The organism is Aphanizomenon flos-aquae FACHB-1287 (assembly GCF_014698755.1).
In the GTDB taxonomy this organism is placed as follows: domain Bacteria; phylum Cyanobacteriota; class Cyanobacteriia; order Cyanobacteriales; family Nostocaceae; genus Dolichospermum; species Dolichospermum flosaquae.
In genome coordinates, this window is the sequence record NZ_JACJTO010000007.1 from 133,162 (window position 1) to 145,630 (window position 12,469).

The window sequence follows — 12,469 nt, forward strand, 5'->3', positions numbered from 1 at the left end:
TGGCTGTTATGCTAGATTTTAGCAATGAGTTACGGACAGTTTTTAATTGTCTCAATGAATTACCAAAAATAAAATAGTAAAAAGGACTAAATAGGAAATAGCAGAAATGAGTACCAATAATTTACTATCTCGAATTTCGATTGATCCAAATATTTGTGTTGATAAACCTTGTATTAAAGGTCATAGAATTTGGGTATCACTAATTGTGGATTTTCAGCCCGAAATATTTGGAGAATGAGAGATTTTTATTTAGCTTATCACTCCAAAGAAAAACTGACACCATTGGTGGCAGAAATTGGCTGCACTCATAATATAGTCATTTTAGAAAAGTGTAAAAATGACTTAAAACGTCAGTTTTATATGAGAATGACTCGCAAGTTTGGCTGGACAAAAAATGTTTTAATTCATCAGATTGAGAATAGAACTTATGCAAAAAAGTATTCCCACAATTGCAGAACTTCAAGAATTATCTTCACAGATTCCTGAGAGAATACCTTACTTAAAAATGTTAGTTTTATTTGGTTCTAGAGCAACTGGTAATACCAAAGCCGATAGTGACTGGGATTTTGCGGTTTTATGTGATGAAGAAAAATATAACTTATACATTGAAGATCACCCATTAGCTTTATTTGCAATACCTGGAATTTTGGGAGAGATATTTAAAATCAATTCTGATAAAATTGATATTGTCAAACTTAATTATTCTTCCAAATTAATAGCCCATTTTGTAGCTCGTGATGGAAAGGTATTATATGAAGAATCAGCAGATGAATTTGAAAAATTTAAACAAAGGGTATTATTGAGTAATACAGAAATTACAATGATTAGAAAAAACCAATTGGCAACCATTGAAAATTTTTTACAAAGGTGGGAAGTATGACAAATACATCAATATCCTATTTATGTTAGACAAACTAACTCTTATTGAATTAGATTGGAAGAAGAAAATGATTAAACGCGGTAGACTTGTAAATCGTCCTCCTATATCCTTAGAGGAACATTATTTCAGCGAAATTCGCCCCCAGCTTTATGAAAATCATGCACATCATCATCAATATGGTGTGAGAAAGGGTACAACCCTTGCAGAACATTTAGACTCTGCTTGTCAATTTATTTTGACAGTCAGCCATATAGCACAAGTAGCAGAAGATAAACGACCTTTATTATTAGCTGCGACTGCTGTTCATGACCTCAATAAATTAGATCCTCAAGAACGAAAAGTCAAAACCTTAGCTAGAGATAAAGACTTTTTAAAAGAACAACTTGAAAAGGCTTGTGTTCTTAGCTTTGTAAACACAGAAGATGATTTAGAATTACTCAGAAAACTAATTGAACGCCATTCAGGTCACAATGTCAGTGATGGGGCAAGATTTTTACCAGAAGACCCAAATATTGAACGTTGGGCAGCAATGTTAACTGCTGCGGACTTGTTTGATTTAGGTATTCCAGATGAGCTAAGACTTCACAAAATAGAAACAGAATTAACCGTTGCTTTTGGCAGAAAATGTAATCTTTTTCGAGTACGTTTATCCGAAGATAAAGGTTATATTACATCTCTGTTACTGGGTGCTTGTGAAGAAGTTTTACAAAAATATGGCTTTCATCCAATCGCAATTTTTCCAGATAGTGAACTGTTTGAAGGGTCAAATTTACCAAATAGTGAACTGTTTGAAGGGTCAAATTTACCAAATGTAGATTTAACCAAAGAAATCGCTGCTGTTTGGCAAAGTAAAATTGATCAAGTTTTTGGTAATAATATTGAGAAACTTGTCAGACCTACTAAAGATGGTATCAAAATTACTCATCAGGCTATTCAACAAAATGTTGATGAAGTTTTGGTCAATGTTCAAGCTCTTTTAGAAAAGAAAAAAGCTGGTTATAAATCAGATAAAATTGCTAAAGATGTTACTAAATGGGGTGATAATGCTGGTGAGGAAGCACTAATAAAAGCTGCTGAACTGGGATTATTATCTGTAAGTAATGCAGAAGAATTTGCTATATCTGAAGGTTTGAAAGCAGCTTATCTAAGCTATCGAGAAGCAGGTTTAAACCCTAAAGAAGTTTGGGATAAAATCGCTCATCATGCTGGAATTTCTGAACATCAACGTCTTGCACTTGAACCATTTAATGGTCAGTATGGACGACCTTTATTTGCAGCAAAAGCAGCTATTAACGGAATTGAAGGAATTAACGAAGCTCTCAAAGAGTCTTTTCAATTAAGAAATAACAGTACAGAAACTTCTGAAGAAATAGAAGTATCTGAAGAAATGATTTTAGCAGTTAACAGAATGGTAAAGTTACCTTTTGCTACTCAGTTAATTGGAATTAATGATTTAAGTTCCTATGTAGAAGCTAATCCTAGACAAAGATGTTCTTTAGGTTCTACATCCAGTGAAATAGATGAATTAATTTCTGCAAATATGCCTCCTGGAACAAAAGTACAGGCTTTTTCTAATCGTTTACCAGGTGGTATTAGTGCTGAACCAAAAAGACAAGCAGATTCTATTGCGGCTTTAGCTTATCAACTAATGACAGTGGGTGCAAATTTCCCTAAAGTTAGCAAACAAGAACCTCTTTATTTACATTTAGCATTACCAAAAGGTTCTGCTCCGGAACTTTTAAGAATTTGGCGCGAATTTTTAGAAAAACTTGCAAATACAAATGCTGAAGGAGGTACTGTTACTGTTGATCAATTACAACTTTATCGAGATCACCAACTTGAATTTAAAGCTAATAAAGTAGTTGGTGCAGCATTACCTAAACGACCGGATTTTATTCATACATCTGTGATTATTCCTTTAGTTTGGGGAGATGTTAATGCTTCTTTAGCTTTACTCAAATCACTGAGATTAGGATTAGAAATATCTTTATCTTTAGATATTCGTTTTCCTTTTACTTTAAGCAGCAATATGGAGGTAGATTTATTTGATGATGTGTATGGCAGAGTTGAAGGTATTCCCTCTGCACTGCAACCTTTACTGGGAAATGGACAATATGATCAAAGTCAGGATGCAGAAAAAATTCTCGAAAGATTACGTTGTCTTGGAGAATTAGCAATATCTGTTGCCAGCATTCAGAAATCTGATGATTGTTTATATGATTTAGCTCGTACTTGTGATAGACCAATTGAACTTTACTTTGTTTTGTTACGTTGGATTTTGCGAGAACAAGATGAACCGAATTTGAGTGTTATTTGGAGTCGTATTTGTCAGCCGTTAAATACATTAATGGAGAGCCTTATGCCTAATGAAAATTCACTTTTGACTAAGTATTTGAAGGAAGCTGCTCAAATAGCAGCAGAAGGCAGAATTTGGGGAAGTTCATTTAAAAGAACTGCTCAATCAGAACCTTTGACAGCTTTTATTGCTGCTGTCAAAACTCAAAAACCTTATTTAGATTTAGAGGTAATGTTTGCAGCTTTGGTACAGCAATATCATACTCGTTTAGATCGGATTAGTGAATATCATGTAGGAGCAACCAAACGTGAAAAAGTCAAGCGTTATTACGATGTATTACACAAGCTATATGAGGAAGTTTACTCAGCACGTCCAGAAAAGTTGTTATCTGATCAAAAGACTTTAGAAGCTGCTTATTTATTTTTCTTAGAAGAAGCACGTAAACAGCTTAAAAATAAATCAGAAGATGATTCTGATGACACAAATACAAACGTTTAATTAATCATTAACCAACCAGGAGTTTATCATGTCAATTCAAAAACTTTCCCCTGTTCTTGCAACCACCTATGAAAATTTCCCCAAAGGTCGGTTTATTACCTTAATTGTTCTCAGAACAACTCACTCAGAAACGATTTTTCGCACAGAAGGTTCTGGTGAATCAATGTGTAACGAGTTTGTTCAAGCTGGTGTGAATAATGATAATATTATTCAACGTTTAGTGATGACTAAACGTAAACAAGTAGCACCAGAAAGACGTTATGGAAGAGAACATTTAAGGGCGCATGAACTCCTATACAGTAAAGATGGTTCTCTTTGTTCTTTAAATACTAATGCACCTTGTGAAATGTGTGTAGATTGTTTCCTTTATGGTTTTGCTGCTGGTGGAGGTGGCGCACAAAAAAGCCGTATTTGGACTGAAGATGCTTTTAGTATATTATCCGCTACTGATGTGGTAGGCGATCGCACTATTAACGCCATTTATGAAAACGGTACAATGCGTTTAAAGCGAGAAGAGGATACTAAAGCTTCAACATCTTTAAATACTAGCGAATACATCAAACCAGGAGTTCATTTTTTAGATGTTGTCACACTCAAGGATGTAACTGCTGATGAACTGCGCTACATTATTGGAAATATTCTTTTTACCAGTCGTTATGGTGCTGTTTCCAGTCGTGTAGGAAGAATGGAAAATCAAATATTAGGTATTTTTGGCAGTATTACCGAATTACCTAGCTCCTTGGAACTTGTACAAGCTACATACAGTGCTTTAGGTGAACCTTTAGAACACCCTTTAAATATTAATAGAGTCATCACAGCAACCAAGCAAGTAATTACAAATTGGCAAAACAGAAGAGGGGTTTCTGTGCAATTATCTGATCAAGAATTAGCAAATTTAATTTCTGATGTAGAAACCCACTGGTCAGAAGCAGAACGTGATACTTTTCTCAAGCGTTTAAGTCAATCCTATGAACCTTTCCGTCAAGTAGCACCTGAGAAAAACAAAGGTAAAGGTAAAGGTAAAAACAAAAATACTCCAGTTGAAGTAGAGAGTTAAATTATGTCAACAATTCCTTTTTCACAGGCAAAACTTATTGAATTAAACTGTCTTGAACCAGTCTTTTTTGCCTCTAGGGAGTTGTCTGATACCTATTACACTGAGGGGTTACTTGGGAATTATGCTTTAACCTATGCTTTAGGTTGGGTAAATTCCCCCTATCGTCTCCAAGGTCAGGCTACAGGACGACCAACCTACAAAGAAGATTTTCAAGCAATAGCGTCATCTTGCTACATTTTACCAGCTTCACCAATAGGCAGAGTTACATTTAGATTTGAAAGATTTAACGCTCTTTCTGATGCTTATTGGTACACCATGACTAATAACCGTGTAGCAACTGCGAGAGAAGATTTACCATTACAACGTCAAGGTACAAAACCTAGTTCCTTTAGAGCAAGTAATTTTCCTCAAACTGGCAGATTACGCATGATTGAAAGGGGTAATAAATTCCAAACATTAGTATTTGGAAATCAACAATTACCAGATTATATTCGTGTGGGAAAATTCGCTAGTAAAGTTAAAGTGAATGTCTTAAAAGAGTTTCCTATAACTTTACTCCCAGAAGGCGAATATAAAAGTCAATTTTATCTAAATGTTGCTGATTTACCAACACAAATAGAAGCATTTGTATTTGACTTAATCTCTATACCTCCTGCACCGATATTAAAAAATCTCCACTTTCGTGGTGCAGCTTGGCAAATTGGGGAAATGATTGTACCGGCAGGTTTACATTATTGTGGTAGAGAAAACGGAAATGAGTAATCAAAAATTAGTTATCAGGTTAGAGGATCGGAGTATTTCAGCTTGTGTATCTCCACCAAGTGAATTATTTTTTATGGGTAGTCAACCACTACAACATCAAATTGATATTTTTCAAAAATCAAAAGATGCCGATATTATCCTTGATTTAGCACCTACTGGTACAGGTAAAACTAAAGCTGGACTAACAGTTTTATTACATCAAAAAAACCAAATTGCTGTTTATATTGCTCCAACTAATGCCTTAATTGAACAACAAACAGAAGCAGCACAAAAATTTGTTAAAGATGCCAATTTACCTCATATAGTTAAATCAGCTTCAGCTAAAGAGATTAAAAATTGGCCTAGTGATAAAGTTGGCAATCGTCCAGGAGAAAAGCTATATAATGTTTTGCGAAATCCGGCAACTATTTTTAGTGATATTGGTGCTAATACACCGATTTTGCTAGTAACTAACCCTGATATTTTTTACTATGCAACTTTCTTTGCATACAACAGGTTAGATAAAGGTAATATTGATAGTGGTTTCTACACTAAATTCTCTACAGTTATCTTTGATGAATTTCATCTTTATGATGCTAAACAGTTAGTAGGGATGTTATTTTATCTTGCTTATTCTCACATTTTTAAATTTTTCCAATATGGACGTAAGGTAGTATTACTGACAGCAACACCTGAACCAGCTTGTGAATTAGCATTAGAAAATTTACAAAATGCAGGTGTGAGAATAGCAAGAATTGATGGAGAAGCAAATAATGGTCAGCTTTTACCATCACAAACAGCAGTTAATTTAGAATTACGACCTAAACCAGATACTAAAGAAGAATGGATAACAGAAATAGCAGCAGAAGTTGTTAAACGTTTTCAATATAAACCAAATGAAAATGGTGCAGTAATTCTTGATTCTTTGGATAATATTAATCGTCTCTCAGATTTACTAAAACAGCAAGGACTTAGTGAACATATTGGACGTATCACAGGACCTGCACCAAAAAAAGATAGACATAGTGCTATGCAACGTCAAATCATTTTAGCAACTAGCACTGTAGATGTAGGATTTAATTTTGAAAGAACTCCTGAACCCACAAGACAAAATTTAGATTGGTTGATTTTTTCGGCACGCGATCGCTCGGCATTTTGGCAAAGAATAGGTAGAGTAGGCCGTGTTTTAGGTAAATCTGAAACTAATATAGATTCAGAAGCCATTGCTTATTTACCTGCTGAAGCATGGGAACAAAATATAACTTCTCTTGATACCACTGGTGGACGTGCAGCACTCAAAGAGATGTTAGATAAACTTCCTTGTTTAGATAAACCTTTCCTAAAAGCTTATTGGCATTCAGAAGCATCACTAGAAATAGCACGTCCTTTATTAGAATTGGAAGAATTACTTGATAAAATACCTGGTGCTGAATTAATTCCCAAACTGTTTGATACATTAAGACTAATTTTTGAAAGTAAACGAACTTGGGAAAAATGCCGCTACAGAATGAAAATTTTGCGAGGTGCAGAAGCTATTGCTGAAAAAACTATCCAAGAAATTAAAAAAGATTGGATAAGAATTAAAGGTCGTCAAGCTTTTATTAAAAGATTTATCGAGGTAACATCACCTGAAGAATGGAATGATTTAAAAGCTGGATTTACAACGATAGAAAAATATGAGGAGGAGTTTAGAAAACGAGATGATATACTGGCTGATTTAAAAGAATTTGCTGAAATCTTCAGTACCAGCTATGCACCTTTATTTAGTTTCCGCTACAGTTTATTTGATACTTTTCCCATTCGAGATCCCCATGGATTTATTTTAGATGAATCTGAAGAAACACAATTAGATCCTTTTCACTTATTGAGGTATTATGAATTTTTCCAAAACGGTGAAGTTATAGAAATTCAAAGTCGTGCTAAGGAAATCTATAACATCAGTTTTAGAATGCGTTACCCTGATAGTAAACGAGAGTTTGCTAGTACGGAAATCAATAAATTAACAGCTTTTCCAAATTGTCAAGTTGTTCGTAAAATTGGAGATGCAATTAGACCAACACCTGCATTACAAATGTTATCAAAATATCTCTTACCAGGAGTAATTATTTGTCCCATAGCTAATGCTGCTGTGATTTTTCAATTACGTAAACAAGGAATAATTTCCTATCCTATAACTATTGTTTGTAATGATGGTGAAAGAGAATATCAATTTTTAACAGGTTTATCAGGTATCTTAACCATTGCCATGAAACTTAAACAGTTACAACTTCCAGATGATGAAGTTTTAATTGCTTAATCTTATACCCATAACCATCAATAAAGTTGACAAAATAAACCCGATCAAATTACAGAGATTCAAACCGAGGAAAATTAGATTATGACTATTCTTGATCATACTCAGTCTTATACTTTTAGCAAATATTTTGAGATGCACATTTCACCTCAAGATTTTGCTCAAGAATTTGGCTATACATTTACTCGAAAACGTTTGAATTTACCCCAATATCAAGAAAATCTAGACCGATTACAAGAATTGCAAGAAAGACTTGATGAAATTCTTCCATACTTTGATTTAGCCAATGAGACAAGTCGCAGAGAAGTATTAATTTCTCCCATAATTTTGGACTTAGTTCACTATACTAAATCACAAGTGAGAATTGAATATCAAATTAAAGTCAGCGAACAACTACAAGGTTACTTTGATTATCTGATCAAAAATCGCAATAACCTCTTAGTAATCGAAGCTAAAAAAGAGGATTTAGATTATGGTATGACTCAACTTTTTGCAGAATTAATTGCCCTAGATCAATGGCAAGAAAATCAACAACAAACTCACCTTATTGGTTCAGTTACCACTGGCAAAATATGGGAATTTGCCCAACTAGATCGCATTAATAAACATCTCAATCAAGGACTTGATAGTTATCGTGTTCCTGATGACTTAGACCCCTTAATGCGGATTCTGGTTCAAGCTCTCATTTAATTTACTTTCATCGCCTGATCTCGTTCCCAGTCTCTGACTGGGAATGCCTAACAGAGTCTCTGACTCTACCTTTACAGAAGGCAGAGCCTTCAAAAATTCATTCCCATACAGAGTATGGGAACGAGTAATTTACATCTATTACCTAACCTTTGGAGAAAATCATGGCACTCTTAAAAACCGTTGATGCTAAATTATTTCAAACAGAAATTCCCTACAAACCAATGGGTAAATATGTCCACTTTCTCACCATTCGTGTTACTGAATCTTACCCTTTATTTCAAACAGATAGCGAACTAAATAAAGCACGAGTGAGAGCAGGAGTTAAAGACAAAAACACCATTAGTCGTCTTTCCATGTTCAAACGTAAACAGTCTACACCAGAAAGATTAGTAGGTCGGGAATTATTGCGGAAATACGAATTTATGACAGCAGAAGATTGTGAATATAACGTATCTTTTGCAATGGATAATCCTGATTGTATTATTTACGGTTTTGCTATTGGTGATTCTGGTTCAGAAAAATCCAAAGTTGTGGTAGATACCGCATTTTCAATTACTGCTTTTGATGAATCTCATGAAACCTTTACTCTCAATGCTCCTTTTGAAAATGGGACAATGGCTTCTAAAGGAGAAAGTGGTTCTAAAGCTGGTGAAGTTACTAGCAGAATTAATCAACAAGACCACATTAGACCACAGGTATTTTTCCCCAGCATTGTCACATTAAAAGACCCCACAGAAGCTAGTTTCCTGTACGTTTTTAATAACATCCTCCGAACTCGTCACTATGGCGCACAAACAACCCGTACAGGTCGCGTTAGAAATGAATTAGTCGGTGTGATTTTTGCTGATGGAGAAATTACCAGTAACCTGCGGTGGACTCAAGCCATATATGACCAAATGAAGGCTAATAATACTTTCAAATCACCAGATCCTTTAGATGAAGATGATGTAATTACATCTGCTAAAAGTGCAATCGAGAATTTAATGAATGATGAATTTATTGTGCATACAGACTTCATTGGTGATGCTTTTATTCCGCTAATTAATGAAGTTAAATCTCTCACAAATAACGAAGCAGGAATTAAATCAATTTTGCAAAAAGCTGATACTGAAGCTAAAGAATATGCCAGCAAACATATTAGCAAAAAGAAAACAGCCGCTAAAACTAAGTAGTTGAATATTCAGATTCTCGACTTCTCAAAGAAGTCGGGAATCTATACCCCATCATCACCACTATGACCATTATCTATCGCTGCAAATTAGAACTACATGACAGCCTTTATTTTGCCACTCGTGAAATTGGCAGACTTTACGAAACAGAAGCAATAATTCATAATTATGCTCTCTGTTATGCACTGGGTTTAATTGATAGCAAAATCTACTCAACAACTGTTGCTGAAGAAGATTCCTATCGCTATTTCTGCCCCGAACAAGTCCCAAAATATGCAGCACATTTAACTCCTTTAAATGAGCAAGAAATTTACATAACTCCGGCTTGTTCTTTGCATCATTCATCTATGCTCAATACATGGAAATATGCAAATAATAACTACCATGTAGAAATGGAGAAAACCCAAAAGAATATTCCCAGTTTTGGTAGAGCAAAGGAAATTGCACCAGAAAGTCAATTTGAGTTCTTTCTAATTGCTCAAAAAGACATCAAATTACCTAAATGGATTCGTTTAGGTAAATGGATGAGTAAAGCAGAAATTACCGTTGAGAAATTACCACCACCAAAAACTAAAACTGATTTATTTACTTGTACTCATCCTTTAAATCCTTTAGATGTCATGTTTACTAATCGAGTAATTAGCTATGATGTAGTGAATATGCCGCCAGTAAGTCTGATTCAAAATGTGCAAATGCAAGGAGAATATTACTATTTTGATGATCTCAAAAATGTAAAACTTCCTAAACAAATGCAATACAGATTTAAGGCTTAAAATTTCAGATCCCCCCCAACCCCCCTTAAAAATGGGGGCTTATAAATCCTGTGGGTTGGGCATCTTGCTCGCCCTTAACTTAGAATTTTTACCATCAATAATATGCCCCATAGTCTCATTCTCAATATCATCCCCCAATCTCCAATTTACCCCAATTTCCTCACAGGTAGACATTACCACGCCTTATTTCTTAACCTAGTGAGTTCTGTTGATAGAAAATTAGGAGACTACTTACACGAATCCAACGCCGATAAAGCCTTTACTCTCTCACCATTGCAGGTACAAAACAAACATAAAACCCCATCTTATACCTTGCAATATGCCCATCAAAATCCTATTCCTGCTGGTACTTCTTGTTGGTGGCGCATTTCTTTATTAAATGACAATTTATTTAATCAGCTTACACCTTTATGGTTAAATATAAACCCCAAACAACCTTGGCACTTAGGTTCAGCTAACTTATATATTACGAGCATTCAAGGTACACCCCAATCTAATCAACCTTGGGCAAATGCTTGTAATTATTATCAACTTTATCAACAAGCAAGTGAGGAAGAACGCAATCTTAATTTCATTTTTTCTACACCTGTAGCTTTTCGTCAAGGTGCTTTTGATAATGTTTTACCTACTAGGGAATCTGTATTTAACAGTCTTCTAAATCGTTGGCATAAATACAGCGGTATTGAATTAACCAATATTTCTTTTGAATCAATTTATCCTAGTGCTTTTAATATCAATACTGAAGTTATTAGCAACTATGACAATAAATTTATTGGTTGTTTGGGTGAAATCAGTTATCGCATTCTTGGCAATGTAGAAACAACAGCAATTAAACAAATTAACGCCTTAGCTGACTTTGCTTTATATGCGGGAGTCGGACGTAAAACAACAATGGGAATGGGCATGGTGAGAAGAAAATTGTAGGTTGAGTTGACGCAAGGAAACCCAACATTATTTGATTGATCACATTATCAATATTTTATTGGGTTTCATTCCTCATTTTGTTGGTTTTCATTCCTCATTTTGTTGGGTTTCATTCCTCAACCCAACCTACAGATTAATTGTTTTTATTGTTTTAAAAAATCGAATTGGTAAGACTATATGCTATCACCTGTAACCTCTGATGATGATTACGTTAATATCGCCTCTTTAAATCAATATTCCTATTGTCCTCACCGTTGTTGGTTGATTTATTGTGCTGGTGAATTTATTGATAATCAATATACTATTGAAGGTACAAGTTTACATGAACGAGTTCACACAGTTGGAGAACAAAATCGTGAGGAAGTTTACCAAATACGCGCTATTTATTTGAAATCAGAACAATATAAACTTATTGGTAAATCTGATTTAATTGAGTTTGAAAATGGCGAATTTTACCCTATTGAATATAAAAGAGGACGTAAGGGAGAATGGGATAATGATGAATTACAAGTTTGCGCTCAGGCTTTGTGTTTGGAGGAAATGACGGGTAAAAATATCAATACTGGTTATATCTATTATGCTCAAACTCATCAACGGAAGTTAATAGAAATTACCCCGGAATTACGAAGTAGTACCATTGCGACTATTGAGGCTATCCAAACATTACTGTTTACAGGTTCTATGCCAAAAGCTATCAAAACAAAACGCTGTAATGGTTGTAGTCTTTATTCTCGATGTTTGCCCCAAGCTGCTGATAAGGTTGGGCGTTATCAAGAAGCAAATTGAGAAATTTATACTTGATATAAAAACCTTTCTAAAACTCTTTTTACTGTCCCCTGTCCACTGTCAACTATTTTGAGGATTTAATCATGGGTACTCTTTACATTGTGCAAGATGACGCTTTTATCGGCAAGGTTGATGAACGGATTCATGTAAAGTTTGAAAGGAAAATTCTTCAAGATGTGCCTTTTATTCATGTTGAAGGTGTAGTTATTTTAGGACGAGCAACTATTTCACCAGCAGTTGTATTTGAATCAGAAGTGTTGAATGTTAAGAAAAGCCTGATAAAAATAGCCAAAAATATGTTAAATTTTGGGCGAAGGATTAAAATATTTTGATTAACCATGATCATAAACTCATTTCCCAAG

At 34.6% G+C, this 12,469-nt stretch carries 11 protein-coding genes and 2 pseudogenes; all 13 read left to right on the plus strand.

Annotated features, from left to right (window positions below; all coding sequences use genetic code 11):
• Window positions 1-106: 106 nt before the first annotated feature.
• Window positions 107-214 (plus strand): annotated as a pseudogene (locus H6G44_RS05590) (DUF433 domain-containing protein); the annotation flags it as partial.
• Window positions 208-435: pseudogene (locus tag H6G44_RS05595) on the plus strand (DUF1016 N-terminal domain-containing protein); the annotation flags it as partial. The pseudogenes H6G44_RS05590 and H6G44_RS05595, both read left to right, overlap by 7 nt.
• Complete coding sequence (gene mntA, locus H6G44_RS05600) at window positions 428-880, plus strand: type VII toxin-antitoxin system MntA family adenylyltransferase antitoxin (RefSeq protein ID WP_190387065.1); 453 nt, start codon at window positions 428-430, stop codon at window positions 878-880. The pseudogene H6G44_RS05595 and the gene mntA, both read left to right, overlap by 8 nt.
• A 22-nt stretch (window positions 881-902) precedes the next feature.
• Entirely contained in the window at window positions 903-3,674 is a 2,772-nt protein-coding gene (locus H6G44_RS05605) for a CRISPR-associated protein Csc3 (RefSeq protein ID WP_242031740.1), read from the plus strand.
• 28 nt (window positions 3,675-3,702) lie between these two features.
• Window positions 3,703-4,731 carry a type I-D CRISPR-associated protein Cas7/Csc2 gene (gene cas7d, locus H6G44_RS05610; protein WP_190387066.1) on the plus strand — a complete coding sequence of 343 codons (1,029 nt, stop codon included), beginning with the start codon at window positions 3,703-3,705 and terminating at the stop codon, window positions 4,729-4,731.
• Window positions 4,732-4,734: 3 nt separating this feature from the next.
• Window positions 4,735-5,493, plus strand: a complete 759-nt coding sequence (gene cas5d, locus H6G44_RS05615) for a type I-D CRISPR-associated protein Cas5/Csc1 (protein ID WP_190387067.1) — start codon at window positions 4,735-4,737, stop codon at window positions 5,491-5,493.
• Window positions 5,486-7,768 carry a type I-D CRISPR-associated helicase Cas3' gene (cas3, locus tag H6G44_RS05620; protein WP_190387068.1) on the plus strand — a complete coding sequence of 761 codons (2,283 nt, stop codon included), beginning with the start codon at window positions 5,486-5,488 and terminating at the stop codon, window positions 7,766-7,768. Before cas5d (H6G44_RS05615) ends, cas3 begins: the two co-directional genes overlap by 8 nt.
• An 81-nt stretch (window positions 7,769-7,849) precedes the next feature.
• Window positions 7,850-8,455, plus strand: coding sequence for a type I restriction enzyme HsdR N-terminal domain-containing protein (locus tag H6G44_RS05625; RefSeq protein ID WP_190387069.1), 606 nt, complete (start codon window positions 7,850-7,852; stop codon window positions 8,453-8,455).
• Between the two features lie 161 nt (window positions 8,456-8,616).
• The gene (gene cas7d / locus H6G44_RS05630; protein WP_190387070.1) at window positions 8,617-9,627 is read left to right on the plus strand and encodes a type I-D CRISPR-associated protein Cas7/Csc2; all 1,011 of its coding nucleotides are present in this window, start codon (window positions 8,617-8,619) and stop codon (window positions 9,625-9,627) included.
• 62 nt (window positions 9,628-9,689) lie between these two features.
• Window positions 9,690-10,397, plus strand: a complete 708-nt coding sequence (cas5d, locus tag H6G44_RS05635) for a type I-D CRISPR-associated protein Cas5/Csc1 (protein WP_190387071.1) — start codon at window positions 9,690-9,692, stop codon at window positions 10,395-10,397.
• 102 nt (window positions 10,398-10,499) lie between these two features.
• Window positions 10,500-11,321, plus strand: a complete 822-nt coding sequence (gene cas6, locus H6G44_RS05640; protein ID WP_190387072.1) for a CRISPR-associated endoribonuclease Cas6 — start codon at window positions 10,500-10,502, stop codon at window positions 11,319-11,321.
• Window positions 11,322-11,498: 177 nt separating this feature from the next.
• A complete protein-coding gene (gene cas4 / locus H6G44_RS05645; protein WP_190387073.1) occupies window positions 11,499-12,107 on the plus strand; it encodes a CRISPR-associated protein Cas4 in 609 nt (202 codons plus the stop codon).
• A gap of 83 nt (window positions 12,108-12,190) precedes the next feature.
• Complete coding sequence (locus H6G44_RS05650; protein ID WP_375379323.1) at window positions 12,191-12,439, plus strand: CRISPR-associated endonuclease Cas1; 249 nt, start codon at window positions 12,191-12,193, stop codon at window positions 12,437-12,439.
• Window positions 12,440-12,469 lie beyond the last annotated feature (30 nt).